25 protein-coding genes are annotated in these 26095 nt (G+C 59.7%); 17 read left to right on the top strand and 8 right to left on the bottom strand.

Going from position 1 to position 26095, the window contains the following annotated elements; translation table 11 throughout:
* Positions 1–61 precede the first annotated feature (61 nt).
* The gene (locus tag DCO47_RS08190; protein WP_165839193.1) at positions 62–1108 is read left to right on the top strand and encodes an FAD:protein FMN transferase; all 1047 of its coding nucleotides are present in this window, start codon (positions 62–64) and stop codon (positions 1106–1108) included.
* Positions 1109–1309: 201 nt separating this feature from the next.
* Positions 1310–2704, top strand: coding sequence for a Si-specific NAD(P)(+) transhydrogenase (gene sthA / locus DCO47_RS08185; protein ID WP_016775479.1), 1395 nt, complete (start codon positions 1310–1312; stop codon positions 2702–2704).
* A 42-nt stretch (positions 2705–2746) separates the two neighbouring features.
* On the opposite strand, the gene DCO47_RS08180 is transcribed toward sthA, so the two are convergent.
* A complete protein-coding gene (locus DCO47_RS08180; protein WP_007910500.1) occupies positions 2747–3469 on the bottom strand; it encodes a glycerophosphodiester phosphodiesterase in 723 nt (240 codons plus the stop codon).
* 14 nt (positions 3470–3483) lie between these two features.
* Positions 3484–4065 carry a PilZ domain-containing protein gene (locus DCO47_RS08175; protein WP_042609045.1) on the bottom strand — a complete coding sequence of 194 codons (582 nt, stop codon included), beginning with the start codon at positions 4063–4065 and terminating at the stop codon, positions 3484–3486.
* Positions 4066–4159: 94 nt separating this feature from the next.
* Here DCO47_RS08175 and DCO47_RS08170 point away from each other — a divergent pair, with 94 nt between their 5' ends.
* From DCO47_RS08170 to DCO47_RS08160, 3 genes are all read left to right on the top strand, one after another.
* Positions 4160–5410: a lipoprotein-releasing ABC transporter permease subunit gene (locus DCO47_RS08170; RefSeq protein WP_083352312.1), complete on the top strand. Its 1251-nt coding sequence runs from the start codon at positions 4160–4162 to the stop codon at positions 5408–5410.
* Positions 5403–6101 (top strand): lipoprotein-releasing ABC transporter ATP-binding protein LolD, encoded by a 699-nt coding sequence (lolD, locus tag DCO47_RS08165; RefSeq protein WP_024013628.1) that lies wholly within the window; start codon positions 5403–5405, stop codon positions 6099–6101. The genes DCO47_RS08170 and lolD overlap by 8 nt, the downstream gene beginning before the upstream one ends.
* A gap of 63 nt (positions 6102–6164) precedes the next feature.
* The gene (locus DCO47_RS08160; protein ID WP_116657883.1) at positions 6165–7409 is read left to right on the top strand and encodes a lipoprotein-releasing ABC transporter permease subunit; all 1245 of its coding nucleotides are present in this window, start codon (positions 6165–6167) and stop codon (positions 7407–7409) included.
* A gap of 98 nt (positions 7410–7507) precedes the next feature.
* Here DCO47_RS08160 and DCO47_RS08155 read toward each other — a convergent pair whose 3' ends face one another.
* Positions 7508–8857 (bottom strand): heavy metal sensor histidine kinase, encoded by a 1350-nt coding sequence (locus DCO47_RS08155; RefSeq protein ID WP_116657882.1) that lies wholly within the window; start codon positions 8855–8857, stop codon positions 7508–7510.
* Positions 8857–9537: a heavy metal response regulator transcription factor gene (locus DCO47_RS08150; protein WP_064361427.1), complete on the bottom strand. Its 681-nt coding sequence runs from the start codon at positions 9535–9537 to the stop codon at positions 8857–8859. Before DCO47_RS08150 ends, DCO47_RS08155 begins: the two co-directional genes overlap by 1 nt.
* A gap of 165 nt (positions 9538–9702) precedes the next feature.
* On the opposite strand from DCO47_RS08150, the gene DCO47_RS08145 reads away from it, so the two are divergent.
* Both DCO47_RS08145 and queF read left to right on the top strand, forming a co-directional pair.
* On the top strand, positions 9703–10236 hold the full coding sequence (locus DCO47_RS08145; protein WP_116657881.1) for a plastocyanin/azurin family copper-binding protein: 534 nt from the start codon (positions 9703–9705) through the stop codon (positions 10234–10236).
* Between the two features lie 61 nt (positions 10237–10297).
* Positions 10298–11128, top strand: coding sequence for an NADPH-dependent 7-cyano-7-deazaguanine reductase QueF (queF, locus tag DCO47_RS08140; RefSeq protein WP_042609052.1), 831 nt, complete (start codon positions 10298–10300; stop codon positions 11126–11128).
* Positions 11129–11293: 165 nt separating this feature from the next.
* Here queF and DCO47_RS08135 read toward each other — a convergent pair whose 3' ends face one another.
* Both DCO47_RS08135 and DCO47_RS08130 read right to left on the bottom strand, forming a co-directional pair.
* A complete protein-coding gene (locus tag DCO47_RS08135) occupies positions 11294–11557 on the bottom strand; it encodes a DUF4404 family protein (protein ID WP_042609053.1) in 264 nt (87 codons plus the stop codon).
* 108 nt (positions 11558–11665) lie between these two features.
* Entirely contained in the window at positions 11666–12286 is a 621-nt protein-coding gene (locus tag DCO47_RS08130) for an HAD family phosphatase (RefSeq protein WP_116657880.1), read from the bottom strand.
* A 198-nt stretch (positions 12287–12484) separates the two neighbouring features.
* Here DCO47_RS08130 and DCO47_RS08125 point away from each other — a divergent pair, with 198 nt between their 5' ends.
* From DCO47_RS08125 to rssC, 3 genes are all read left to right on the top strand, one after another.
* Positions 12485–13174: a VacJ family lipoprotein gene (locus tag DCO47_RS08125; RefSeq protein ID WP_042609055.1), complete on the top strand. Its 690-nt coding sequence runs from the start codon at positions 12485–12487 to the stop codon at positions 13172–13174.
* Between the two features lie 344 nt (positions 13175–13518).
* Positions 13519–14703, top strand: a complete 1185-nt coding sequence (gene rssB, locus DCO47_RS08120) for a two-component system response regulator RssB (protein WP_064361422.1) — start codon at positions 13519–13521, stop codon at positions 14701–14703.
* The gene (gene rssC / locus DCO47_RS08115; protein WP_003226553.1) at positions 14700–15182 is read left to right on the top strand and encodes an anti-sigma factor antagonist RssC; all 483 of its coding nucleotides are present in this window, start codon (positions 14700–14702) and stop codon (positions 15180–15182) included. Before rssB ends, rssC begins: the two co-directional genes overlap by 4 nt.
* Positions 15183–15302: 120 nt before the next feature.
* Here the strand turns inward: rssC and tal are convergent, their stop codons facing one another.
* The gene (tal, locus tag DCO47_RS08110) at positions 15303–16229 is read right to left on the bottom strand and encodes a transaldolase (protein ID WP_041477315.1); all 927 of its coding nucleotides are present in this window, start codon (positions 16227–16229) and stop codon (positions 15303–15305) included.
* A gap of 202 nt (positions 16230–16431) precedes the next feature.
* Positions 16432–17388: a glycosyl hydrolase family 5 gene (locus tag DCO47_RS08105; RefSeq protein ID WP_116657879.1), complete on the bottom strand. Its 957-nt coding sequence runs from the start codon at positions 17386–17388 to the stop codon at positions 16432–16434.
* 289 nt (positions 17389–17677) lie between these two features.
* Here DCO47_RS08105 and DCO47_RS08100 point away from each other — a divergent pair, with 289 nt between their 5' ends.
* The 7 genes from DCO47_RS08100 to DCO47_RS08070 are packed head-to-tail and all read left to right on the top strand — an operon-like array spanning position 17678 to position 26016.
* Positions 17678–18118, top strand: a complete 441-nt coding sequence (locus DCO47_RS08100; RefSeq protein WP_016775466.1) for a low molecular weight protein-tyrosine-phosphatase — start codon at positions 17678–17680, stop codon at positions 18116–18118.
* A gap of 39 nt (positions 18119–18157) precedes the next feature.
* Complete coding sequence (locus tag DCO47_RS08095) at positions 18158–20380, top strand: polysaccharide biosynthesis tyrosine autokinase (RefSeq protein ID WP_116657878.1); 2223 nt, start codon at positions 18158–18160, stop codon at positions 20378–20380.
* A gap of 40 nt (positions 20381–20420) precedes the next feature.
* On the top strand, positions 20421–21503 hold the full coding sequence (locus DCO47_RS08090) for a glycosyltransferase (protein ID WP_116657877.1): 1083 nt from the start codon (positions 20421–20423) through the stop codon (positions 21501–21503).
* A 15-nt stretch (positions 21504–21518) separates the two neighbouring features.
* A complete protein-coding gene (locus DCO47_RS08085) occupies positions 21519–22631 on the top strand; it encodes a polysaccharide pyruvyl transferase family protein (RefSeq protein WP_116657876.1) in 1113 nt (370 codons plus the stop codon).
* Complete coding sequence (locus tag DCO47_RS08080) at positions 22628–23860, top strand: oligosaccharide flippase family protein (RefSeq protein ID WP_116657875.1); 1233 nt, start codon at positions 22628–22630, stop codon at positions 23858–23860. The genes DCO47_RS08085 and DCO47_RS08080 overlap by 4 nt, the downstream gene beginning before the upstream one ends.
* Complete coding sequence (locus DCO47_RS08075) at positions 23851–24954, top strand: hypothetical protein (RefSeq protein WP_071173035.1); 1104 nt, start codon at positions 23851–23853, stop codon at positions 24952–24954. Before DCO47_RS08080 ends, DCO47_RS08075 begins: the two co-directional genes overlap by 10 nt.
* 12 nt (positions 24955–24966) lie before the next feature.
* The gene (locus tag DCO47_RS08070; RefSeq protein WP_116657874.1) at positions 24967–26016 is read left to right on the top strand and encodes an acyltransferase family protein; all 1050 of its coding nucleotides are present in this window, start codon (positions 24967–24969) and stop codon (positions 26014–26016) included.
* Positions 26017–26095: the final 79 nt, after the last annotated feature.

The raw sequence follows: 26095 nt of genomic DNA, 5'->3' as shown, positions 1-26095 counted from the left end.
GTTCAATTTTGTATAAAGGCGTTGCTGCCATGGGGAAGCGAGCGGGCGCTTGTAGTTCATAATGGCCGCCGTGGTTTTGCGGGGAGATGAAGAATTGTTAACTGGACGCTGGTTGGGGCTTGTGGTCTTGGCGGGGGCAATCGGCGGCTGCGGCAACGGCGATTCCCTGGAACAGGTCGGCGGCTCGACCATGGGCAGCACCTGGTCGGTCAAGTACGTGCGCCACGCCGGGGTTGCCGATCCTGCACAGGTGCGCGGCGAAGTGGAGACCATCCTCGGTGAAGTCGATCAACAGATGTCGACTTACCGAAGTGACTCAGCCATCGAGCGTTTCAACTCGTTGCCTGCCGACAGTTGCCAATCGATGCCGGCAGCGGTGCTTGAGTTGATCCGCGTCGGTGAACAGCTTTCGACGCAAAGCGAAGGTTCCTACGATCTGACCGTGGAACCACTGATGAATCTCTGGGGATTCGGTCCGCAAGGACGCGAAGAGATCATCCCCGATGAGATTGCCCTGGCCGAGGTCATGCAGCGGGTCGGCCATCAGCATCTGCGTATCGACGGCAACCGTTTGTGCAAGGACGCCGCTGTCGAAGTCGACTTCAACAGCATCGCCGCCGGTTATGCCGTGGATGCCATCGCCGCCAGATTGCAGGGCATGGGCATCGCCAATTACCTGGTCGAAGCCACGGGCGAACTCAAAGCCAAGGGCAGCAAGCCAGATGGCTCAGCGTGGCGCATCGCCGTCGAAGAGCCCCGGGATGACCAGCAAGTGGCCGAGCGGATTATCGATGTCGATGGTTACGGCGTATCCACCTCCGGCGACTACCGCAACTATTTTCTGCAGGACGGCCGGCGTTATTCCCACACTATCGATGCACGCAGTGGGCGACCGGTCCTACATGAGCTGGCGTCAGTCACGGTGATTCATCCTTCAGCGTTGATGGCCGATGGACTATCGACGCTGTTGCTGATTCTCGGGCCGGAAAGGGCGCAGGACTATGCCCAAAAGCATGACATTGCTGCATTCTTTGTCCTGCGTGCCGATACAGGTTTCGTCACCCGCAGCAGTCAGGCATTTGCGCAGCTTGTCGACGACAAAAACTGACTGAAGACAAGACGAAAGCTGGCGTTGTAGTGCAGGCAAAAGTAGCCTACGACGCGACCAAGGGTTAATGTGCGCGGCGTTGACGCTTCTATAGACTGTGTCCGGGTTCTTCACTGGCCCCCAATTGTTCCTTCGCGCCGCCGTTCGGCGTGATTTAGCCGCCGGTGCTGCTGGCATCGCGGCCTGTTCTGAGGAGTACGCATGGCTGTCTACAACTACGACGTGGTGGTACTGGGTTCCGGCCCGGCGGGAGAAGGCGCGGCAATGAACGCCGCCAAAGCGGGGCGCAAGGTCGCGATGGTCGACAGCCGTCGCCAGGTCGGCGGCAACTGCACCCACCTCGGCACCATCCCGTCCAAGGCACTGCGTCACTCGGTGCGGCAGATCATGCAGTTCAACACCAACCCGATGTTCCGCGCGATCGGCGAGCCACGCTGGTTCTCCTTCCCGGACGTGTTGAAAAGCGCCGAGAAAGTCATTTCCAAGCAAGTCGCTTCGCGCACCGGCTACTACGCCCGTAACCGCGTTGACGTGTTCTTCGGCACCGGCAGCTTTGCCGACGAGCAAACCATCGAAGTGGTCTGCGGCAACGGCGTGGTCGAAAAACTGGTCGCCAAGCACATCATCATCGCCACCGGTTCGCGTCCGTATCGCCCGGCGGACATCGATTTCCACCACCCGCGTATCTACGATAGCGACACCATCCTCAGCCTCGGCCACACCCCGCGCAAACTGATCGTTTACGGCGCTGGTGTGATCGGTTGCGAATACGCGTCGATCTTCAGTGGTCTGGGTGTGCTGGTCGAACTGGTCGACAACCGGGGCCAGTTGCTGAGCTTCCTCGACTCGGAAATTTCCCAGGCGCTGAGCTACCACTTCAGCAACAACAACATCACCGTGCGCCACAACGAAGAGTACGACCGCGTCGAAGGCGTGGACAACGGTGTGATCCTGCACCTCAAGTCCGGCAAGAAGATCAAGGCCGACGCCTTGCTCTGGTGCAACGGCCGTACCGGCAATACCGACACGCTGGGTCTGGAAAACATCGGGGTCAAGGTCAACAGCCGTGGCCAGATCGAAGTCGACCAGAACTACCGCACCTGCGTGGAGAACATCTACGGCGCCGGTGACGTGATCGGCTGGCCAAGCCTGGCGAGTGCCGCCCACGACCAGGGTCGTTCGGCCGCTGGCAGCATCGTCGACAATGGCAGCTGGCGCTTCGTCAATGACGTGCCGACCGGCATCTACACCATTCCGGAGATCAGCTCGATCGGCAAGAACGAGCAGGAGCTGACCCAGGCCAAAGTGCCCTACGAAGTCGGCAAGGCCTTCTTCAAGAGCATGGCGCGGGCGCAGATTGCCGGCGAGCCGCAAGGCATGCTGAAAATCCTCTTCCACCGCGAGACGCTGGAAGTGCTCGGTGTGCACTGCTTCGGTTATCAGGCGTCGGAGATCGTTCACATCGGTCAGGCGATCATGAACCAGCCGGGCGAGCTGAACACCCTGAAGTATTTCGTCAACACTACGTTCAACTACCCGACCATGGCCGAAGCCTATCGGGTAGCAGCGTACGACGGCCTCAACCGGCTTTTTTGACGGGCTCCGGCCGGTGGCCTGAGCCGGCCGGGGAGACCGATTTCAGCAATTCTCAAGGGTGGCAGTGGCCAAACCGGGAAAGTCTGTAATCAGGCTGTCAACGCCGAAGTCGGCGAGTCTGCGCATCAGTGCAGGCTCGTTGACGGTCCACACCGACACATGCAGGCCCTGACGCTGCGCCTTCTGCAGGCGTTCCGGCGTACACAGCGTCCAGTTCAAGGCGAGAATCTCGCAGCCGTAGCTGGCGGCGACCTTCAACGGATCGAGCCAGGCGTATTCGGCCACCAGGCCGCGCGACACGTCCGGTACCAGATCCAGCGCTGCCTTCAAGACTTCCCGCGAACTCGAGGTGATCGTCACCTTGTCGAGCAGTCCGTGGCGCTGAGCCATTTCCCGAATCGCCAGCACGGTAGTCGCCGCGCGGGTGCGCGAAGCGCTTTTGACTTCCAGCTGCCAGTGCTCGAAATCACACTTCTCGAACAACTCTTCCAGCGTCGGAATCGGGCACGGCTTGATCCAGCCCGGGCCACCCTTGCGCGCGTCATAGGTCACCAGTTCGGCAGCGGTGTGCTCGACGACTTTGCCGCGGCGTTCGGTGGTGCGCTTGAGCGTCGGGTCATGGATGACCATCAGCTCGCCGTCCTTGGACAGGTGCAGATCCAGTTCGCAGCGGCGCACGCCGTGCTTGAGGCATTCCTGAAAGCTGCTCAGGGTGTTTTCCGGTGCTTCGCCCTTGGCGCCGCGGTGGCCGTAGATGAGGGTCACGGTGCTTCCTTAAGTTAAATGCCAGATTCGTTCTGTTCGCGGGCCAGACGGCGTTCCTGAGCCTGCTTTTGCAAGATGTAGCGCGCAAGCAACTGGCGCTGCGCATCGGTCGGGCGTTCGAACTCGGTGCCGACGTCATAGCCATCGCCCTTGGGATCGCAATGCGTGACCCGGGCGCGCAGCAGCAGCCCCAGCGCCTGCGGCATCAGCACCAGTTTCACCGACAGGTGCGCTCCGGTGGCGATCGGGGTCGGGTACTGAAAGTCGATCCCGCCTTCGGAGATGATCACCGGCTGCGGCTCGCCGATGTGGCCGAGCGCGGTCAGGGCGATCACTTGGCTGAGCAGGTCGATGCGTTTGTTCTGCGATTTGAGAAATGCAGCGATGGCGCGGTCGCGCTCGCTGATCTGCCGCAGCAGGTGCTGCGACTCGAATTCGCTCAGGTGCAATTCGCTGAGCAGGTTGAACAGTGGGGAAGCATCCTGCAACACTTCCTGGCCTGCGGCTTCGGGAGCGGACAGGGGCCGAATTTCCAGTGCGATCGTGTCCTCGATACGGTAGTATTCGCGGCGATCTTCTTCATCTAATGTCGACATGGCGAACCCATGGTAGCGGCGGTGGTCTGAGTGTAAAGCTGGTTTTCGACCCCCGCCACAAGGACGTTCCTTTTCCCTCCGAACAAGCCCCGACATGTTCAGACCTCTCTTCGTATTTATCGGCACGCGTTATACCCGTGCAAAGCGTCGCAATCATTTTGTGTCATTCATTTCCCTGACTTCGATGATCGGGCTCGCCCTTGGCGTGGTCGTGATGATCGTCGTGCTGTCGGTGATGAACGGCTTCGACCATGAGATGCGCACCCGCGTGCTGGGCATGGTGCCTCACGCTACTCTCGAGACCGGCGAGCCGATCAATGACTGGCAGAGCCTGGCCGACAAGGTCAAGCAGAACCGGCAGGTCACGGCAGTAGCGCCGTTCACCCAGATGCAGGGCCTGCTGACCAATAACGGTCAGGTCTCCAAAGTGTTGCTCAATGCCATTGATCCTGCGCTCGAGCGCAATGTGTCGATCATCGACAACTTCATGAAGCAGGGCAAACTCGACGACCTGACGCCCGGCAGCTTCGGCATCGTCATCGGCGACAAGGCCGCGACCAAGCTCGGTGTCGGCATCGGCGACAAGGTTACTTTTGTCGCGCCGGAGGTCAGCGTGACCCCGGCCGGGATGTTCCCGCGCATGAAGCGCTTCACCGTGGTCGGGATTTTCCATGTCGGCGCCGGTGAGCTCGATGGCTACCTCGGCGTGACCAATCTGCAGGATCTGGCGAAAATGCACCGCTGGAAAGCCGATCAGGTGCAGGGCCTGCGTCTGAAGTTCGACGACCTGTTCCAGGCCCCGCGCGAGGCGTGGAACATCGCCCAGCACCTCGGCGAGGACCGTTACTACGCCCGCGACTGGACCCGCACCCACGGCAACCTGTATCAGGCGATCCGCATGGAAAAAGCCATGATCGGTCTGCTGTTGCTGCTGATTGTCGCCGTCGCCGCGTTCAACATCATTTCCACACTGGTGATGGTGGTGAACGACAAGAAGGGCGACATCGCCATTCTGCGCACCCTCGGCGCCACACCGGGCACGATCATGCGCACGTTCATGGTTCAGGGCACGGTAATCGGCGTGGTCGGCACGGCCATCGGCGCGGTGGTCGGGATTCTCGCGGCGCTGAATGTCAGTGCGGCGATTTCGGCGCTTGAAGGGCTGATCGGCCACAAGTTCCTTAATGCTGACGTGTATTTCATTGATTATCTTCCTTCGCAGGTACAGAGCCAGGACGTCGTCATGGTCTGCGCCGCTGCGTTGGTCCTGAGTTTCCTCGCCACCCTGTATCCCGCCTGGCGTGCCGCGCGCACCCAGCCGGCGGAGGCGTTACGTTATGAGTGAGTCGGGCATGAGTGAACAAGCAATTCTGAGCTGCCGTAACCTGGGCAAATCCTACGAGGAAGGCCCTGAGTCGGTACAAGTGCTGGCCGGCCTGCAACTGGAGTTGCACCCGGGCGAGCGCGTGGCGATCGTGGGTAAATCCGGTTCCGGCAAAAGTACCTTGCTCAACCTGCTCGGCGGTCTCGATACGCCGAGCAAGGGCAGCGTCTGGCTCGATGGCGAAGAGCTGTCGGCGTTGAGCGAGAAGAAGCGCGGCCTGCTGCGCAACCGCGCGCTCGGCTTCGTTTATCAGTTTCACCACCTGCTGCCGGAATTCACTGCGCTGGAAAACGTCTGCATGCCGCTGTTGATCGGCAAGACCGCCATCCCTGAGGCGCGCCAGCGTGCCACGGCGTTGCTGGAGCGGGTCGGTCTGGGTCATCGCCTCGAGCACAAGCCGGCGGAACTGTCCGGCGGCGAACGTCAGCGCGTAGCGATCGCTCGTGCCCTGGTCAACAACCCGGGGCTGGTGATGCTCGATGAGCCAACCGGCAACCTCGACCTGCACACCGCCGAAGGCATTCAGGATCTGATGCTCGAGCTGAGCACGTCGATGCGCACGGCGTTCCTGGTGGTGACGCACGACATGAACCTGGCTCGCCAGATGGATCGCGTTCTGCAGCTGCAGGAAGGCTGCCTCACCCCCATCTGACTGGCTGAAACCCGGCGCTCGTAACGGCGCCGGGTCTTTTATTTCTACACGGTGCCCCAGCGAATGTTCAGACCGTTATCGATCTTTATCGGCACGCGCTATACCCGCGCCAAGCGCCGCAATCGCTTTGTTTCATTCATTTCGATGACCTCGATGATCGGCCTCGCCCTCGGCGTGCTGGCGATGATCGTGGTGCTGTCGGTGATGAACGGTTTTCAGCGCGAAATGAGCTCGCGCATCCTCGGCATGGTGCCCCACGCGACCATCGACGGCGTCAAGCCGATCGACGACTGGCAACCGGTGGCCGCCGCCGCGATGAAAAATCTCGAAGTGACCGCCGCCGTGCCGTTCACCGAAATGGAAGGCATGCTTTCGTACAAGGGTTCGATGCAGCCGATCCAGATCAGCGGCGTCGACCCGGCCCAGGAAGGCAAGGTGTCGATCGTTGCTCAGCACATCGTCCAAGGGCGTCTTGATGCTCTGAAACCGGGCGAATTTGGCGTGGTGATCGGTGAAATCACCGCGCGGCGTTTCCGCCTGAACGTCGGCGACAAGATCACCCTGATCGTTCCGGAAGTCAGCACCGCGCCGGGAGGCATCACTCCGCGCATGCAGCGCCTGAATGTGGTTGGCGTGTTCAAGGTCGGTGCCGAGCTGGACGGTTCGATGGGCCTGATCCATGTCGCCGATGCGGCGACCATGCAGCATTGGCAGCCGAATCAGGTGCAGAGCGTGCGCCTTGCAGTCAAGGATCTGTACGCCGCGCCGAAGGTGTCTGCGGACATTGCCGGTGGCCTTGGCGCCGACTTCAAAGCTGACGACTGGACCCACACCCAGGGCAGCCTGTTCAGCGCGATGAAAATGGAAAAAACCATGATCGGCCTGCTGTTGCTGATGATCGTCGCGGTGGCAGCGTTCAACATCATCGCGACGCTGATCATGGTGGTGAACGACAAGGGCGCCGACATCGCGATCCTGCGCACCATCGGCGCCACACCGCGGCAGATCATGGCGATCTTCATGGTGCAGGGCACGGTGATCGGCATTGTCGGCACCATCATTGGTGGCGTGCTGGGCGTTATCGCCGCGCTCAATGTCAGCGAACTGGTCGGGTGGGTCGAGCGCGTTACCGGGCAGCACATCTTCAGTTCGGACGTGTATTTCGTCAGCAACCTGCCCTCGGAACTGCAGGGCGGCGACGTGCTGTTGATCTGCTCGGCGGGCTTCGTTCTGAGCTTTCTGGCGACGGTGTATCCGGCGTGGCGGGCGGCGAAGATCGAACCGGCGCATGCCTTGAGATATTCGTAACCTTTAGACCGCTTTCGCGAGCAGGCTCACTCCTACAATTGGAATGCGTTCCCTCTGTAGGAGTGAGCCTGCTCGCGATAGGGCCGGTACTGCTGGCCTCATTCTTCCTTTGGCAACTCGATCACAAACCGCGTCCAACCCGCTTCAGATTCGCAATGAATCGTCCCGCCATGCGCACGGACGATCGACTGGGTAATTGCCAGCCCCAACCCCGCATGCTCACTGCTGCCTTCCTGCCGCGCCGGATCCGCTCTATAGAACCGGTCAAACAGACGTTGCAGTAATTGCCCTGAAATCCCCTCACCACTGTTCTCGACGCAAACGCGTACAGCCTGCGGCTGCTCGACAATGCTCAGCCGAACATCACCTTCAGCCGGGGTAAAGCGCAGCGCGTTATCCAGCAGATTCGACAAGGCCCGGCGCAACATGCCGCGATCACCCTCGATACGCGCCGCCCCCTCACGACTCAGGTTAACGCGAGCGTCTTCGGCCAATGGCGCAAAAAACTCCAGCAACATGTCAGCCTCGTCCGCCAGTTCCAGCGGTTCGCGCTTGGGCATCAGCAGGCCGTGATCGGCCTTCGCGAGGTAGAGCATGTCGTTGACCAGTTGCGCCATCCATTGCAGCTCTTCGAGGTTGCTGTGCAGCGCTTCGCGGTAATCCTCCAGTGCCCGCGGACGGGTGAGGGTGACCTGGGTGTGGGTGAGCAGGTTCGACAGTGGCGTGCGCAGTTCATGGGCGATGTCGGCGGAGAACGCCGAGAGGCGCTGAAACGAGTCGTCGAGGCGTGCGAGCATGGCGTTGAAACTGTGGGCCATTTCCGCAAGCTCTGGCGGCATTTTCTCTTCAGGCAGTCGGGCATTCAGCGATTGCGCAGAAATTCCGCGGGCCACCGCGCTTATCCGCCGCAACGGGCGCAGTCCGCTGCGCGCGGCCCAGGCACCGAGCAACGCCGTGGCTAGCGCTGACAGGCCGACGGTCAGCCAGATCAGATGCTGCATGCGCGCAAGGAAATGCTGGTGATGGGTGATGTCCAGCAGCAGCGTCAGTTGCGGCGAATCGGCTGTGTCCGGGTAGAGCGGGGCGCGCAGTACACGGTAGTCGGTGCCGTCATGGCTGATGGTCGACAGGCCAGTTTGCAGCGGCAGACTCTTGGGGATCTGCACCGAGCTGTCGTACCAGTGCTGACCGTCGCCGCTGGTGATGCGCAACGACAGATCGGCCTGGCGGCTCAACTCATCGGCCAGCCGCGCTTCGCGCTGGGCAGGCTGGAGATCCTGCAAGGCGCGGCGCAGGCCGATCAGCTTAGCCTCCAGTTGTTGCTGATCGAGCTCGATGAAGTGCGCCTCGCTGGCGCGGTCGAACAGTACCCCGGCGAACAGCGAGACCACCGCGGTGCAGGCGGCAAACAACAGGGCCAGGCGCGTGCTCAGGGACAAGTGACGCATCACAGCGCACGCTCTTCAAGCACGTAACCCATGCCGCGCACGGTGTGGATCAGTTTGTTGGGGAAGTCGTCGTCGATCTTCAGGCGCAAGCGGCGGATCGCCACTTCGATGACGTTGGTGTCGCTGTCAAAATTCATGTCCCAGACCTGTGAAGCGATCAGCGACTTCGGCAGGACCTCACCCTGGCGGCGCAGGAGCATTTCCAGCAGGGCGAATTCCTTGGCGGTCAGGTCGATGCGTTGGCCGCTGCGTTCGACCCGGCGGCGGATCAGATCCAGGCGCAGATCGGCCAGTTGCAGGCTGGTTTCCTGGGCGATCGCGCTGCCGCGCCGCAACAGGCTGCGCACCCGGGCGAGCAGTTCGGAGAAGGCGAATGGCTTGACCAGATAATCGTCAGCACCCAGTTCGAGGCCGTGAACCCTGTCGTCCACGGCGTCCTTGGCCGTCAGAAAAAGTACCGGCGTGTCGAGGCCGGCGCTGCGCACCGCTTGCAGAATCTGCCAGCCATTGCGTCCGGGCAGCATCACATCGAGGATCAGCAGCGCGTACTCGCCGCTCAAGGCCAATTGCTGGCCGCTGATGCCGTCTGCCACCAGCTCGGTATTGAACCCGGCCTCGGTCAGGCCCTGACGCAGGTATTGCCCGGTTTTGGCTTGGTCTTCAACGATCAACAGTTTCATGGGCGACTCGGACGGGGTGGTATTTAGAAGGGCGAGGGCGTTATACCGTGAGATCCGGCGATAAGCGCCAAGCTGACAAAGTTGTAATCTGTCTGTCAGGTCGGTGCCAGCCCAGGGTGGTTAGAGTTTCCCACAGGCTGAACCTTCTCTTGCTGGAGCGTGACCATGTTTTTTCGCACATCTCTTACAGTAGTGGCTTGTCTGCTGGCATTGAGTTCGCCAGCCTGGGCGACACCGGCGCACACCTACGCTTTCGGCCAGCCGGCAGCGGTCAGCCAGGCCACGCGCAGTATCGAAATCGTCATGGGCGACATGAACTTCGATCCGAAAACCATACAGGTCAAGGCGGGTGAGACGGTTCGCTTTGTGCTGGTGAATAAAGGCCAGTTGCTGCACGAATTCAACTTGGGTGACGCGGCGATGCATGCCAGTCACCAGCAGGAAATGTTACAGATGCAGCAGAGCGGCATGCTCACGCCGACAGGGATAAAAGAAATGTCCCACGACATGGCGGGCATGGATCACGCGGCGATGGGCCACGGAATGAAACACGACGACCCCAACAGTGTATTGGTCGAACCGGGTAAATCCGCGGAGTTGACCTGGACCTTCAGCAAGGCCACGGCGCTTGAGTTCGCCTGCAATATTCCGGGGCATTACCAGGCGGGCATGGTCGGCAACCTGACAGTCAGTCAGTAAGCACTAAAAGGCGCAGGCAAAGGCTGGTAGAATCCGCTGATTCTTCAGTCAGGTTTCCGCCATGCATCCCGCAGCCGAACATTCGCCGCTGGGCAAATCCAGCGAATACATCGCCACCTACACGCCGTCCCTGCTGTTCCCGATTCCGCGCACCGCGAAATGGGCAGAGCTGGGCCTGAGCGCCGAAACCCTGCCCTATAAAGGCGTAGATTTCTGGAACTGCTTCGAGCTGTCGTGGCTGCTGCCGTCGGGCAAACCGGTGGTGGCGATCGCCGAATTCAGCATCCCGGCCGACTCGCCGAACATCATCGAATCGAAGTCGTTCAAGCTGTACCTCAACTCGCTGAACCAGACGCCGTTCGCCGACGTCGCCACGCTGGAGGCGACGCTGATCAAGGATCTGTCCGCCGCCGCCGGCAAACCGGTGGGCGTGCGGGTTCGCAGTTTGAAGGACGTTGAGGCTGAAGGCGTCGTGGCACTGCCGGGCGTGTGCATCGACGATCTGGATATCAGTGTCAGCAACTACGAACATCCGCGCCCGGAATTGCTGCGTTGCGACGATTCGCGAATCGTAGAAGAGAGCGTGCACAGCCATCTGCTCAAATCCAACTGCCCGGTGACCAGCCAGCCGGACTGGGGCAGCGTGGTCGTGGAATATCGCGGCGCGGCGCTGGATCACGCCAGCCTGCTGGAATACATCGTCAGCTTCCGCCAGCACTCGGATTTCCATGAGCAGTGTGTGGAGCGGATTTTTCTTGATCTGCAGCGGTTGCTGAAGCCGCAGAAGCTCACTGTATTTGCGCGATATGTTCGGCGCGGCGGGTTGGATATCAACCCGTATCGCAGCACTGAGGAGGTGCAACTGCCGAACCATCGTCTGGTGCGTCAGTAACTGTAGGAGTGAGCCTGCTCGCGATAGCTGAATGACATTCAACGGTGAATTCGACTGGTCCACCGTTATCGCGAGCAGGCTCACTCCTACAGGAGATTGCGTTTCAAATTGTGGAAATGAAAAAGCCCTGCCATCGCTGGCAGGGCTTTTTTGTGCGGCGGGGCGTCAGATGCCCATGCTGCCCAGCGCGTTGACGATGTTGCGCAGGGTGCCGGCGATAGCTGGATGTTCAAGCTCAAAGCGATCCACTGCCAGGTTCACACCATCGGCAATGCTCGCGTCCTGGGTGGCAGTTTCCAGCTGGATTTCCGATTCGATCTGCGCCATCAACGCACGCAGATCTTCACGCTCGACTTCCGACAGCGGTGGATTCTGTTCCAGCTGCTCGCGCAGGGTATCGAGCTGTTTTTGCAGTTCTTGGGCGGGCATGGTGGTTTCCTTTTATCAATAGGCACTGGCATTGACCGCAGCCGCGCGCCAAAGGTCTATGGCTGACCTTTAGATTAATCCACTCTCGGTGAACCTGCATGACGTTGGTCAGGGCTTTTCGCCTTTGGCGCGGCGCGAGCTGATGTCGGCAAGACAGGCATCCAGTTCGCCGAGATGATCGATCACTGAGTGCACGCCAAGGCTGAACAACTGCACGGTTGCTTTGCCGCGCAGCTGCTCACGGTCTGTTTGCGAGAGAGCTTGCCATTCGCTCGGGCTCAGGCCGCACAACGAGCCGCAGGACGCCAGGCCAATTGTCCACAGTCCGGCATTCAGGCCGGCCTGCAACAGACGCGGCTCACCGCTGACCAGCACGCAGCCATCGAGGCGGTCGATGTTCAGATCCATCAATGCTTGCCAACACGCATTGGGTGCCGGCCATGGATTCATTGTTGCTGAATGTTGCGTCGGCTTGATCCAGGTTGGCAGCGAAGCGGCCAGTGAATGAACGAGGGCGGGGGGCAATTCGTCGAGCCAGGCACAGGGAATCCGCTGACGCTGCAAGCTTCTTAGGCTATCGAGCGCGCCCGGGGTGGCTTCGGCGTGTTCCGGCCCGGCGGTGAGCTGTTGCGCGGCGCGGGAACCGAAATCCACCAGGCAACCGCTCAGGCCGAACAGTACGGCAGTCAGACTGGGCGCGGCGACGGGCAAGGTTTCGGCGTGAGTCATGGCAACGTCCCTGAAATAACGCTCAAGGCTATGGCGCGCGGGTGACAGTTGCATGACAGTCCTGTGAAAGACGACGTAGGAAACTTCCTGCATATCCTTGCCTGCCAGACTGCCCAAATCGCCGTTTACGCTTATACTAGCGGCCTTAATGCCTGGGCCCCGAGGTCCGCGCCAGTATCAAATCCAAGGAGTTTTTCTATGCGCTGGAGCCCTTCGCTCGCTCAGCTAAGTGTATGTGCCAGCCTGTTGCTGGCGCCGTTCGCCACTCAGGCGGCCACGGAAGAAGACCCTTGGGAAAGCGTCAACCGGCCGATATTCCGGTTCAACGACTTCGTTGACACCTACGCGCTGAAGCCATTGGCGCAGGGCTATGAGTTCGTCACCCCGCAGTTCGTTGAAGATGGCATTCACAACATGTTCCGCAACGTCGGTGACGTCACCAACCTGGCGAACAATATTCTCCAGGCCAAACCGGCTGCAGCGGGCGTTGATACCGCCCGACTGATTTTCAACACCACCTTCGGTCTGCTCGGCTTCTTCGACGTCGGCACCCAGATGGGCCTGAACCGCAGCGACGAAGACTTCGGTCAGACCCTCGGTTACTGGGGCGTGGGCAGCGGCCCGTACGTGATGCTGCCGCTGATGGGCCCGAGCACCCTGCGTGACGCACCGTCGAAATACGTCGACAGCTACACCGGGATGTACCGCTACATCGATCATGTGCCGACGCGTAACTCGATCTTCGGCCTCAACATCGTCGACACCCGTGCCAGCCTGCTGTCGAGTGAGAAGCTGATCAGCGGCGACAAGTACACCTTCATCCGCAACGCTTACCTGCAGAACCGCGAGTTCAAGGTGAAGGACGGACAAGTCGAAGACGATTTCTGATTTCGACCGATGCCAAAAAGGCGACCCTCGGGTCGCCTTTTTTGTCTGCGCCAGAGCATCGCCATCGACTGCCGCTACCTTCCATCGGGTTACGTTTACAGCGGTTCTTATAACTCCCGGTGATTTGACAAACAAAGTCGTCAAGCGACAATCGGCGCATGCTTGAAACGCTCTGCGGATGGGAGTACCGTCTGCGCCTTAGAAGGGCACCTCTGTTTAAAACCGCGCGCCAGGCGAATGCTTGAAAGCGCTGCAGCAGAGAGGCTAGAAAGCGAATCCAGTAGTCTGCGCAGGGCCGTTGCCCCGCTCACTACGCCAACCTAATTCTGGCGCCGTTTGCCCACATGCCAAAAACCAGTGCCACGCTGCTGATAATCGATGATGACGAGGTAGTGCGCGCGAGCCTCGCGGCCTATCTGGAAGACAGTGGTTTCAGCGTCCTGCAGGCCGGCAACGGTCAACAGGGTCTTCAGGTATTCGAGCAAGACGAGCCCGATCTGGTGATCTGCGATCTGCGCATGCCGCAGATGGGCGGTCTCGAACTGATCCGTCAGGTCACCGAGCGCTCGCCGCAAACGCCGGTGATCGTGGTCTCGGGTGCCGGGGTGATGAACGACGCGGTCGAGGCCCTGCGCCTCGGCGCGGCAGATTACCTGATCAAGCCTCTCGAAGATCTGGCTGTGCTCGAGCACTCTGTGCGCCGAGCCCTGGATCGTGCGCGGCTGCTGCTGGAAAACCAGCGTTACCGCGAGAAGCTGGAAAAGGCCAACCGCGAGCTCGAAGCCAGCCTGAACCTGCTCCAGGAAGACCAGAACGCCGGTCGCCAGGTGCAGATGAACATGCTGCCGGACAGCCCGTGGAGCATCGACGAATTCAACTTTGCCCACCAGATCATCCCGTCGTTGTACCTGTCGGGTGATTTTGTCGACTATTTCCGCGTCGACGAGCGTCGGGTCGCGTTCTACCTGGCGGATGTTTCCGGGCATGGCGCGTCATCCGCCTTCGTCACTGTGCTGTTGAAGTTCATGACCACGCGTCTGCTCTTCGAATCGAAACGCAGCGGTACCTTGCCGGAGTTCAAGCCTTCGGAAGTGCTCGGTCATATCAACCGGGGGCTGATCAGTTGTAAGCTGGGTAAACACGTCACAATGGTCGGTGGAGTCATCGACGAGGAGACCGGTTTGTTGACCTATAGCATCGGCGGCCATCTGCCGTTGCCTGTGTTGTACACGCCTGACAGTGTTCGTTATCTCGAAGGTCGTGGTCTGCCGGTGGGGCTGTTCAATGAAGCCACCTACGAAGACCACGTGCTTGAGCTGCCGCCGACGTTCAGCCTGACGCTGATGTCTGATGGCATTCTGGACCTTTTGCCGGAAGCAACGCTCAAAGAAAAAGAGGCTGCTTTGCCCGAACGGGTGAAGTCAGCGGGCGGCAGCCTGGATGGTCTGCGGCAAGTGTTTGGTTTGGCCACGCTAGGGGAGATGCCGGATGATATCGCCCTGTTGGTGTTGAGCAGGAATCTTCAATGAGTACCGGTAGAATCCAGTTCGCCGAGCAGGACGGCACCTTCGTCCTGAAGTTCGTCGGTGAAGTTCGCCTGACCCTGTGTTCGGCGTTGGATGCGACTATTGAGAAAATCTTCACCGCGCTGAACTTCAACGCGATCGTGATCGATTTGACCGAAACCCGCAGCATCGACAGCACCACCCTCGGCCTGCTGGCCAAACTGTCGATCCTGTCGCGGCAGAAGGTCGGTCTGTTGCCGACGGTTGTCACCACCCACGAAGACATCACCCGGCTGTTGCAGTCGATGGGCTTCGAGCAGGTATTCAACATCGTCAACCACCCGGTGCCGTGCCCGGAGTGCCTGGACGACCTGCCGGATCAGGATCAGTCGGAAGAAGTGGTGCGCATCAAAGTGCTGGAAGCGCACAAGATTCTCATGGGCCTGAACGATTCCAATCGTGAGGCGTTTCATGATCTGGTGAATGCCCTCGAAAGACACTGATGGCCTGTGGCGAGGGAGCAAGCTCCCTCGCCACAGGTGACTGGCTGACAGCAAATTGCGTGAACACAAAAAAGGGCGAACCTGTGAAGGTTCGCCCTTTTTGCATTCTACAAACTCAAATCACAGCTTGGCCTGCAGCAACGCTTCCAGCTTCTCCTGGTCGCGTGCGAACTGACGGATGCCTTCAGCCAGTTTCTCGGTGGCCATCGCGTCTTCGTTGGACAACCAGCGGAATTGCGCTTCGTTGAGGCTCAGACGCGCTTCCCCGGCGTTGCCCGGTGCCAGTTTGCGTTCCAGCTTGCCGGTGTCGGCGGCGAGTTTTTCCAGCAGTTCCGGGCTGATGGTCAGGCGATCACAGCCAGCCAGTTGTTCGATCTGGTTGATGTTGCGGAAGCTGGCGCCCATGACCACGGTCTTGTAATCATTGGCCTTGTAGTAGTTGTAGATGCGCGTCACCGACTGCACGCCCGGATCATCGGCACCGGTGTAGTCGTTACCGTTGGCCTTCTTGTACCAGTCGTAGATGCGGCCCACGAACGGCGAAATCAGGAAGACACCGGCGTCGGCGCAGGCGGCGGCCTGGGCGAAGGAGAACAGCAGGGTCAGGTTGGTCTGGATGCCTTCTTTCTCGAGGATCTCGGCGGCGCGGATACCTTCCCAGGTCGAGGCGATCTTGATCAGCACGCGGTCGCGGCCGACGCCAGCCTTGTCGTACAGCTCGATCAGGCGGTGTGCACGCTTGAGGATCGCGTCCTGGTCGAAGGACAGGCGTGCGTCCACTTCAGTGGAAATGCGGCCAGGAACCACGTTGAGGATTTCCTTGCCCACTGCGACGCCGAAACGGTCGCTGGCCAGGCCGACATCGCCCTTGCAGTCGCGGACGCAATCGTTCAGCAGTTCGGCGTAACCGTGAATCGCCGAGGCCTTGAGCAGCAGGGAAGGGTTGGTGGTGGCGTCGACCGGTTTGACCCGGGCGATCGCTTCGAAGTCGCCGGTGTCGGCAACCACGGTGGTGAACTGTTTGAGTTGTTCCAGCTTGGAAGTCATGGGCATGCTCTATCCTATGGGTCTGAAGACATTACCCGAGCGCTGACGGGCACTCAAGGGTGCATTCGTGGATCGATGGCCCCTGCGGCAACAACCTGAAAACGATTGTTTGAAAGGCGGGGCGCGGTGTCGATGAATACGATGCCAAAACAGCCCACAGGTTCAAAGCAACCGACCTGTGAACAGACCGGTTGCCCAAGCCCTACTCAGCGTTCAACAAACCTTCCACGGACAAGCGTGCCGGTTTTGGCTGACCGTCGGAAGTGAGAAAGCCGAAGTTCTTCTCGCGATCATTGCTGCCTGAATCACTGTTGCGCCATTCATAGATAGATGTCAGCGGGATATTCAGACGTTTAACGTCAGCGATAAACGCGTTGATCCTGGTCGCCTGCCCCTCAGGCCCGCCGTTGGAGGCGAGGGCCGAAACTCCCCACTCACTGATGACCCCCGGCAGATTGAAGTTCTGCTGGATAAACGTCTGCGCGTTGCTGATCTGCGTAGCGGTCATGCCGTAAGGGTGATAGGACACCGCATTGAGGCATTTGGGATAATCGCTGACGATGCTTTTCAGCGCCACCGTTGAGGCAGAGCCGGCGCTTGGCGGCCGGGCGAAGCCGAAACCGACGCGCGGTGTCGTCTGCGGCTGGCCTTCGAAGGCCTTGCACATACCTGCCATGAACGGCACGAACGTGGTGTCGAAATTGCGGGTTGGCCAGTAGGTTTCCAGATCCGGCTCGTTCCAGATTTCGATCGCGACCAATTGCGAACTCCAGGATTTTTCCAGCCCGGTCACGGCGTTGGCAAACGTAGCACCGGCTGCGTTCAGTTCAGCGGGCGAAGTCGCGGGCAAAGCCTTGATGGCGCGCACGGTCAGCAACACCGGCAGCCCGGCGGAAGCAGCGGCGGCGAAGGCGTCGCTGATCTGTTTCTGATAAGCCTTGGCGGTGAGGCTGTCGCTCCACACGCCGAAGCGCACAAAGCTGAAACCTGCTGTTTTGATCTGCGCGGCATCGGCAGCGGTAAAGCTCTGGATCTTCACCTGAACGCCGATGGTTTTCGCTGGAAGGTTGGGGAACAGCTCACTGGCATGAACCTGACTCGTGGCACCGATTGCCATCAGGACGAGGGCGGCGAGTTTATTGCGCTGTGCTGATTTCATGTCTGCTCTCCTGAAGAGAATGACAACTACGAATATTTATCCCGTTACTCAATTTCCGATAACGATGATGGCACTAAGTGCGTGAATGTTATTTTTTGTCAGGAAAACAGCAACTGAAAATCACAGTTATTTTTAGTCCGCTAATTGTGGTTGGGGCGGCTTAAAACGCTGTGGTACTTAATGTTCCTGTACTAACAGGGCGAAGCTATTTCTGAGTGCAGGAAAGTCGTGGGGGTTCATTAACTTTCACGGCATGTTGGCTGTTTGATATTACACAGGAAAGCAAGACTTGTTCAAAAAGATCCTCGTTGTCTGCGTGGGCAATATATGCCGAAGTCCGACGGCTGAACTGCTGCTGCGCAACGCGCTGGGCCCGTCCGCCATCACGGTGTCCTCCGCCGGCCTGTCCGCCCGCGTGGGCGAGGGCGTCGAAGCCTCGGCGCGGCAGGTTCTCGAAGAACACGGGCACTGCGCCGAGGCTTTCAAGGCGCGGCAACTGACTTCGGACATCGTCAATGACTCGGATTTGATCCTGGTCATGGAAAAGGCCCACGTCAATCAAGTGCTGAAGATTGCCTCGCACGCCAGAGGCAAAGTGTTTCTGCTCGGCAAATGGCAGAGCGAGCGCGAAATACATGACCCGTATCGTCAAGGCAAGGCCGCTTTTATTCATGCCCACGCATTGATTGAAGATGCTGTTAGTTCATGGGCAAAGCGTCTCGGGCATTGATGAATATTCTTCAGAACAGTGAATGGTAAGAACAGACTTATGCAGTTACCGTCCGTAATCGGCTCCCGCGACAATGATCAAGACAGTATTGATCTGCTCGGCATCTTTGGCAGCCTGATCGACCAGAAGTGGCTGATCGGCGCGCTGACCGGTGCCTTCATGGTCACTGGCGTCGCCTATGCGGTGCTGGCGACGCCGGTGTATCTGGCGAACGCGCTGGTGCAGGTCGAACCGAAAAAGAACGACATGCTCGGTTTCTCCGACCTCAACAGCATGCTCGGTGGGCAATCGCCATCGGTGACCGAAATCGGCATCATCAAATCCCGCGCGGTAATCGGCAAAACCGTTGATGACCTGCGCCTGGATATCGACGTCACTCCCAACACGTTTCCGTTGATCGGCGGCTTTCTTTCGCGGCGCTATCGCGGCGAAAGCGAGACCAGCGTAGCGCCGCCGCGCTTCGGTCTGAGCAGTTATGCCTGGGGCGGTGAGCGTCTGGAGTTCACTCGGCTGGAATTGCCGAAAGACCTGCTCGGCAAGAAACTCACCCTGATCGCCGGCGAGCAACAGCGCTTCCAGCTGTTCGATGAGAACGACAATCTGCTCGCCGAAGGTGTGGCCGGTGAAGCGTTTGCCAACGACGGTGTAGAAGGGCAGATCGCGCAACTGGCGGCCAACCCCGGTACGCGTTTTCAAGTGGTGCGCAATCCACGGATCGTGACCATTCAGGGCTATCAGGACGCGCTGGATATCTCCGAGCAAGGCAAGGAGTCGGGGATCATTCGTCTGGCGCTGGCCAGCTCGGACGCTGGCGAAGCGGTGAAGATTCTCAACAAGATCGCCTCGCTCTACGTCGAGCAAAACGTGCGCCGCACCTCGGCGGAGGCCGCGCAAAGCCTGGCGTTCCTGCAGAGTCAGTTGCCGCAGGTCAAACGCGATCTGGCCAAGGCCAGCGACGCCTTGAATGCCTACCAGACCCGTGGCAAGACCGTGAATATCTCGCTGGAAACCCAGTCGGTGCTGGGCCAGTCGGTGGCGCTGGAAACGCGCATCTCCGAACTGAAAATGCAGCAGGCCGAGCTCGATCGCAAGTTCACCAAACAGCACCCGGCCTACCGCGCTTTGATGACGCAGATCGGCGAGCTGACCCAGCAGCAGAAATCCCTCGAAGGCAAGGTTCAGGACCTGCCCGCCACCCAGCAGGAATTGCTCAACCTGACCCGCGACGTTGAAGTGGCCTCGCAGATCTACACGCAGTTGCTGAACAAATCCCAGGAACTGGACATCGTCCGCGCCGGGGCCGTTGGCAATGTGCGTTTGATCGACACCGCTGACGTCGACCTGACCAGCCCGATCAAACCGAAGAAACCGCTGATCGTGCTGATCGCGACGTTGCTCGGTGCGTTCATCGGCGTGGCCGTGGTGTTGCTGCGCAAATCCCTCAGTCGAGGCCTCGAAGGCCCGGAGGGCATCGAGCAGTTGGGCCTGCCGGTTTATGCGTCGATTCCCTACAGTGCCTTGCAGGAGGAAGAGGACAGTAAAAAGGGCCGCGCCCGCGATGGCGTTGATAAACCGGCCTACTTGCTGGCGCTGCGCAATCCGACCGATCTGTCGATCGAATCGATCCGCAGCCTGCGCACGTGCCTGCACTTTGCCGGGCTCGACTCGACCAACAACCGCATCATGATTTCCGGGCCGAGCCCGCAGGTCGGCAAGACTTTTGTCTCGTCCAACCTCGCGGCGGTCATGGCCCTGAGCGGCCAGCGCGTGGTGCTGATCGACGCCGACATGCGCAAAGGGCACCTGCACAAAACCCTCAACACTCCGATCAGCAACGGTCTGTCCGACCTGCTGGTCAAGCGCTGCACCCTCGAGCAGGCGATCAACACTGTCGAGATCGACAACCTGCATTTTATCAGCCGGGGACAGGTGCCGCCCAATCCTTCCGAGTTGCTGATGCACGCCAACTTCCGTGAGCTGCTGGCGCAACTCAGCGAGCGCTATGACCTGGTGATCATCGACACGCCGCCCCTGCTGGCGGTGACCGATGCCGCCATCGTCGGTCGTGAGGCCGGCATCAGCCTGATCGTCACCCGCTTCGGCGTGAACCCGGCCAAAGAGATCGAACTGACCATTCGCCGCTTCGCCCAGAACGGCATCGAGTTGAAAGGCGCGGTGTTCAACGGCGTCGAGAAGCGTGCCGCGAGCTATTACGGCGGCACTGGCTATTACAACTACGAATACGCGTCCGACAAATCCTGATGGTTGCCGATTGTTCTTTCCTGTTTGAAGTGGGTGAGTTGTGAAAAAAATACTGCACGTGGCAGAGACGATCAAAGGTGGCGTGGCGACGGTGATCCGCACGATCTCGGCATCGCCCGAAGACGACGCGGCGAATTATCAACTGGTCTATCTGGTCCCCGAGGATCAGGCCAAGGAGCTGCACGGCATCGCCCCACAGCAGGTGCGCACCTTTCCACGCAGTGGCCGCAACGTGCCGTCGCTGCTGCGTTTCGCCTGGCGTCTGAGCCAGGTGCTGCTCAAGGAAAAACCCGACGTGGTGCATTTGCACAGCACCTTTTCCGGGGTGATCGGCCGTGTGGTGTGTGTGCTGTTGCGACCATGGCGCAAGCCGAAAATCGTCTACTGCCCGCATGCGTTTTCGTTCCTGATGGAAAGCTCGCCGACCAAGCAGAAGGTCTACGCGTGGATCGAGCGCGTGCTGCAGAAAGTCACCGACGTGATCATTTGCGTCAGCCAGTACGAGCTGGATAAAGCCGCGCGTTTCGGTATCGAGCGCAAGCGCATGAAGCTGATCTACAACGGCATTCATCACAAGGATGACGCGCCAAAAACCGCTGGCGCCGAGCCGATTCATCTGCTGTTCGTCGGGCGCCTGGATTACCAGAAAGGCTTCGACGTGCTGCTCAAGGCCTACGCCAAGGTCAACCGCAACGACCTGAAACTCACCGTGGTCGGCAGTGCGGTCAACGAAGATTCGGTCGAGTGCCCGCCGATGGATTCGGTCGAGTACCTGCCATGGGTGACCCCGAGTGAAGTGCAGGCGCTGTATCAGAAAGCCGATGCGCTGATCGTACCGAGTCGCTGGGAAGGCTTTGCCATGGTGCCGCTGGAAGGCATGGCCATGGGGCTGCCGGTGATCGCCAGCAACTGCACTTCACTGCCGGAACTGGTCACCAATGAAGTGTCCGGCTACGTCTTCCCCTCCGGCGATCACCAGGCGCTGGCCGACGTTTTGACGATCATCCAGAAGCCGCGACTGCTCGACCTCGGCAACGAAGGCCGGAGCATTGTCCGCGAACGTTTCAGCGCCGCGTTGATGATCCGCCAGACCTACGACCTGTATCACGCTCCCACTTATTAAGTAGAACTCAAGCTTATGAACGTAACGATTTTGCATGGCTACAGTGCGTCCAACTCCGGTGACGGTCTGCTCGTCGATCTGGCCATTGCTCTGGTGCAGCGTAACTTCGGTGACGACACCGCGATCAGTGTCGTGGCGTCCGACCCTGAGTCGTTCAACTATCTGCCGCACCCGCGTTTCGATGCGCCGGTGATGGCGGCCAAGGGTCTGGGGCGGGTCAAGCAAGCGGTGTTTCTCAATCAGTCCTACGCCGGGCTCGCCGATCTGCTGAAGAAAACCGATCTGATCGTCGGTGTCGGCGGCGGTTACATGCGTTCGAAAAGCGCCTTCGAGCACATCAAGCTGAAGCTCGGCCATGCCAAGCAACTGGAAACCGCGATTCTCAGCAAAGTGCCGTCGGTGTACCTGCCGCAGAGCATCGGCCCGTTCCACGGCGAGAGCAGCAAGATCGTCGAACACTACTCCAGCGCCGATGCGGTGTTCGTGCGTGACAACCGTTCCTCGGCCATCTTCGATGCTTGCGAAAACGTCTACCGCGCGCCGGATCTGGCGGTGCAGTCGCTGGCGAGCAAGATTCTTCAGCAACCGAAATTCACTCGCTGCGCCGCCTCGCCGGCGACCGTCTGCGTGGTGCTGCGCAAGCCACCGGAGTGGAGCAAAGAGAAGAAGGTCGCTTATGTGGCCAATCTGAAACTGCTGCTGCAGCGCCTGAAGAACAAAAGCAAAGTGGTCTGCGCCGTGCAAAGCGCGGTGCGCGGCAACGATGACGGCGCGTTCTACCGCGAGCTGGGCATCAACGAAGACCTGCTGTCGCTGAAGGCAACCATCGCCAAATACCAACCGGACCTGGTGATCTCGGTGCGTCTGCACGGCGCCATCGAATCGCTGCTCTCCGGCGTGCCGGCGTATCACATCAGCTACGAGCGCAAAGGTTTTGGCGCCTACCAGGACATGGGTGTCGAGGACTGGGTGATCAACGGCGGCGACATCGACGTCGACACCATCATCAACACCGTTTACGCGCCCAATGCCTTGGCGGATTTCGGCAAGCGCCTGACCGACACTTGCCGCGAGATCGAGGCGAAAACCGTGGCCATGGACGAAATCATCAAGGGTGTCGTTCGATGATATTTCGGCTGTTGCTTCGCGGCGGAGCCTTGGGCGCGAAGTTCTTGCTGGTGTTGGCCATCACCCATTACCTCGGTTACGAGGCGCTGGGTTTTTATGGTGTGGTGGTCGCGGCGTCGCTGATCGCTTCGAAGTTCTACAGCGTCGGCTTCAGTTCCGAGATCAACCGGCTGATCAGCGTCGGCGGCAGCTCGCGGCGGGTGGTCGACAAGGTTCTGCTGCTGTATCTGGCGGTCGGGCTATTGTTGTCGGTACTGACGGTGCTGGTCTATTCGCTGTTCCAGTCGGTGGAAGCGACCGCCACGCTGATCCTGTGCGTGACGCTGGTGTTGCTCACCGAGCACCTGTCGTTCGAAATCAATTCCTTCGTGTTTTCTGCGCAGAAAGCCACCGCCGGCGCCTTGCTGTTCTTCATCAAGACCGGCCTGTGGGCGGTGTTGGCGGTGGGCGGCATGGTGCTCGGCTGGGTCGCGGGCATCGCCAGCGTCTTGTGGCTGTGGGTCGCCGCCAACGTGCTGGTGATCATCGCCGGTTATCTGATCGTGGTGAACGTGCACAAGGGCCGCGAAGCCGCGTCGCTGGACACCGCGACGGTGTGGAAGGCCGGGTTGCCGTTCTATCTCGGCACCGGTCTGATCGCGCTGAGTCAGTACGCCGAGCGCTTTCTGATCATCGACTTGGAGCCCTACGCCAGCCTCGGTAAATATGTGTACGCGTGGTCGGCGGCGAACACTTTGCAGGCCTTGTCGTATGCGGTGGTGGCAGTGGTCGGCATTCCGGTGTTGGCCAAGCGTTTCCAGGCCGATCAACAGGCGTTCACGGTCAGGCAACTGTTCGTCAACAAATGGGTGATGCGCTCGCTAGCGGTCTCCGCCGTTGTGGCCGTGGCGATCTATGTGTTTTTCAATGTGCTGCTCGATTACGTCGCCGCCAGCGTGCCGCGTCCCGATAACGCGATTCTCGCGGTGCTGATTTTTTCCTTCGCCTTGCGGGCGATTGGCGACATCGTCTGGGGCGGTTTGATTGCTTCGAAAAACAGCCGGGTGTCGCTGGCCAGCGCGGCGCTCTGCCTGCTGATTTCGGTGCCGGTCAGCTATGTGCTGATCAAGCATTACTCGATCTACGGCGCGGCGTGGGGCAATGTTTTCGCCATCGTCGTGCAACTTGGTGTGATTGCAGTGTTGACCCGTGTCACCGGCGCAAAGAAGGCTGCGCTGTCATGGGCCTGAAACTGCCGCGCATCGAGTTTCGCGGGCGCACATTCGATTCGTCGATTTCCTTCCTGATTCTGTTCACCGGACTATTTCTGTCGGTGGCGATGCCGTTGCTGGTGCCACGCGATCCGGGGCCGGACGCGATGACGTTGTGGTCGTCATATGCGCGTGCCGACAACTGCAATTTCTGGAATCCGTTCTCACCGGATCGCTCGTCCTACGAGTGTTCGGCGTTCCTGCTGCGGCCTACCGGGATCAACCTGACCAATGCCTGGGCCTACGGCATGTTCTGCAATTTCTTCCTCACCGCAATTCCGGTAGTGGTGTTCCGGCGCATGCCGTTGACCATCTTCGGCACCCTGTGCCTGTGGGGCATCGTGCGCTCGTTTTTCCTTGAGAACCTGACCAAGGAAATCATCGTGTCGGTAGCGGTGTTGAGCATTCTGCTCAGCGCATTGACGCGCAAATATCGCGGCGGTTTTTTCCTCTCGGCGGTGATTTACGGTGTGCTGATCCGGCCGTACTGGATTCTGTTTTCGCTGTCGTGGGTCGGCGTCTGCGTGATGAAAAAGTACGTCTCGCGCTTCACCTTCTTTCTGATGCTGTTCCTGTTTTATCTGGCGGTGGCCATGGCCATTCAGCTGGCGCTGGGCTTTCCGGTGTCATCGATCCGCGCGAGCAACAACGAGCTGCGCACGGCGGGCGAGGAGGGCTCGAAGTCGCTCATCGTGTCGTGGCTCAGCGGCAGTGACTTCGTCTCCCAGGCACTGGACTCGATGATCATTTTCTTCCGCCTGTCGTTTCCGGTTGAGCTGATTCTGCTGTCCGGACCGGGGCAGGTGATCTTCGTTGCGCTGATGATCATGACCGCGCTGCTGCTGTTCAAGGTCATCACTTCGACCGACTACAAGGGCGCGCCGATCCAGACCAAACCCAAGGAGCTGATCGCGATTCCGCTGGCATTCCTGTTGGTGCAAGGCTTGTTCGAGCCGGACTTCGGCTCCTTCGCCCGCCACTTCTCGATGGTCGTGCCGGTGTTGTTCGTCGGCCTGGGCTTGATGCTGCGCGCGAACAAGCCGGCGCAGGTTGAATCACGCATTCTCACTTAAGGCAGGTGCTCTATGTCGAGCAAGAAAAAATCCCTGGAGATCGAAACTTTGCGCGGCCTGGCGTGCCTGCTGCTGGTGCTCTATCACGTCATCGGCCCGCTGGGCGGCGGCTTGAAGATCGACATCGGCTCGCCGTTCCGGGTCATCGCCGACTCGATGGTGTACGTGCGCATGCCGTTGTTCACCTTTATCTCCGGCTACATCTATGCGATCTACAAGATTCGCGGCAATGACTTTTCCGCGTTCTTTACCGGCAAGGTGCGTCGGTTGATCGTGCCGCTGCTGTGCGTCGGCGTGCCGTTCTCGGTGCTGCAAGCGGTGGGGCCGGGGGTGAACAAGGACGTCGGCGTGATCGATGCGCTGTTGTCGTTCTGGGTGCCGATCAACCACTTCTGGTTCCTGCAGGCGGTGTTCATCATTTTCATCTTCGTCGGCTTGCTGGAATGGCGCGGCCTGCTGCGTTCAGCGACGCGGTTGTATGGGTTGTTTGTGTTTGCCGCGGTGTTGTTCCTGCTGCCGCCGTTGCCGCTGGATGCGTTCGGCATCAACGGTGCGATATACCTGCTACCGTTTTTCGTCGCGGGGATGATTGGCCAGGAAAATGTCGATGTTTTAAAGCAGCGTTTCAAGGTGCTCGGGCCGCTGCTGTTTGTGCTGATTTCGCTGACGTTGCTGTATGTCGCGGCGATCGATCGTGAGCTGATTGTCGATCGTCGCAGTGTGATCGGTCTGACGGTGGGGTGTGTGTCTTGCATCGCCTTGCTGTCCAGTGACATGCGCTCGAAAGCGCTGACCTGGCTGGGCGGATATTCCTATGCGATTTTCCTGTTTCATGTGCTGTTCGCGGCGACCTCGCGGTTTGTGCTGGGACGCATGGGCGTGAAAGATGAAAGCTTGCTGGTGCTTGGTGGTCTGAGCTGTGGATTGCTCGGGCCGGTGTTGTTGGCGATGGTGTTCAGTCGGTTCAACTTCACCTCGGTGTTGTTCCTTGGCGAGCGCGCGGCGAAGAAGAAACCGTTGGTGCCCGTCACCCCCGTGGTACACACGCAATCATCCCCGTAGGAGCTGACGAGTGAAACGAGGCTGCGATCTTTTGATCTTTTGCCGTGGCTTGCGAAGATCAAAAGATCGCAGCCTCGTT

Origin of the sequence: Pseudomonas sp. NDM, assembly GCF_003105095.1 — a bacterium.
GTDB classification, from domain to species: domain Bacteria; phylum Pseudomonadota; class Gammaproteobacteria; order Pseudomonadales; family Pseudomonadaceae; genus Aquipseudomonas; species Aquipseudomonas moraviensis_A.
The sequence above is the reverse complement of the archived record's forward strand: the minus strand, read 5'-3'. Positions and strand labels throughout refer to the sequence as shown.

Bases quoted from the DNA above. Each gene is read 5' to 3' on its own strand.
- DCO47_RS08150 (WP_064361427.1), bottom strand. From the start codon at position 9,537: ATGAAACTGTTGATCGTTGAAGACCAAGCCAAAACCGGGCAATACCTG.
- DCO47_RS08070 (WP_116657874.1), top strand. From the start codon at position 24,967: ATGTCGAGCAAGAAAAAATCCCTGGAGATCGAAACTTTGCGCGGCCTG.
- DCO47_RS08155 (WP_116657882.1), bottom strand. From the start codon at position 8,857: ATGCGTCACTTGTCCCTGAGCACGCGCCTGGCCCTGTTGTTTGCCGCC.
- DCO47_RS08135 (WP_042609053.1), bottom strand. From the start codon at position 11,557: ATGCCCGCCCAAGAACTGCAAAAACAGCTCGATACCCTGCGCGAGCAG.
- DCO47_RS08075 (WP_071173035.1), top strand. From the start codon at position 23,851: ATGGGCCTGAAACTGCCGCGCATCGAGTTTCGCGGGCGCACATTCGAT.
- DCO47_RS08130 (WP_116657880.1), bottom strand. From the start codon at position 12,286: ATGACTCACGCCGAAACCTTGCCCGTCGCCGCGCCCAGTCTGACTGCC.
- DCO47_RS08095 (WP_116657878.1), top strand. From the start codon at position 18,158: ATGCAGTTACCGTCCGTAATCGGCTCCCGCGACAATGATCAAGACAGT.
- DCO47_RS08160 (WP_116657883.1), top strand. From the start codon at position 6,165: ATGTTCAGACCGTTATCGATCTTTATCGGCACGCGCTATACCCGCGCC.
- DCO47_RS08175 (WP_042609045.1), bottom strand. From the start codon at position 4,065: ATGTCGACATTAGATGAAGAAGATCGCCGCGAATACTACCGTATCGAG.
- DCO47_RS08170 (WP_083352312.1), top strand. From the start codon at position 4,160: ATGTTCAGACCTCTCTTCGTATTTATCGGCACGCGTTATACCCGTGCA.
- lolD (WP_024013628.1), top strand. From the start codon at position 5,403: ATGAGTGAGTCGGGCATGAGTGAACAAGCAATTCTGAGCTGCCGTAAC.
- DCO47_RS08125 (WP_042609055.1), top strand. From the start codon at position 12,485: ATGCGCTGGAGCCCTTCGCTCGCTCAGCTAAGTGTATGTGCCAGCCTG.
- DCO47_RS08085 (WP_116657876.1), top strand. From the start codon at position 21,519: ATGAACGTAACGATTTTGCATGGCTACAGTGCGTCCAACTCCGGTGAC.
- DCO47_RS08105 (WP_116657879.1), bottom strand. From the start codon at position 17,388: ATGAAATCAGCACAGCGCAATAAACTCGCCGCCCTCGTCCTGATGGCA.
- DCO47_RS08080 (WP_116657875.1), top strand. From the start codon at position 22,628: ATGATATTTCGGCTGTTGCTTCGCGGCGGAGCCTTGGGCGCGAAGTTC.
- tal (WP_041477315.1), bottom strand. From the start codon at position 16,229: ATGACTTCCAAGCTGGAACAACTCAAACAGTTCACCACCGTGGTTGCC.
- queF (WP_042609052.1), top strand. From the start codon at position 10,298: ATGCATCCCGCAGCCGAACATTCGCCGCTGGGCAAATCCAGCGAATAC.
- sthA (WP_016775479.1), top strand. From the start codon at position 1,310: ATGGCTGTCTACAACTACGACGTGGTGGTACTGGGTTCCGGCCCGGCG.
- DCO47_RS08145 (WP_116657881.1), top strand. From the start codon at position 9,703: ATGTTTTTTCGCACATCTCTTACAGTAGTGGCTTGTCTGCTGGCATTG.
- rssB (WP_064361422.1), top strand. From the start codon at position 13,519: ATGCCAAAAACCAGTGCCACGCTGCTGATAATCGATGATGACGAGGTA.
- DCO47_RS08190 (WP_165839193.1), top strand. From the start codon at position 62: ATGGCCGCCGTGGTTTTGCGGGGAGATGAAGAATTGTTAACTGGACGC.
- rssC (WP_003226553.1), top strand. From the start codon at position 14,700: ATGAGTACCGGTAGAATCCAGTTCGCCGAGCAGGACGGCACCTTCGTC.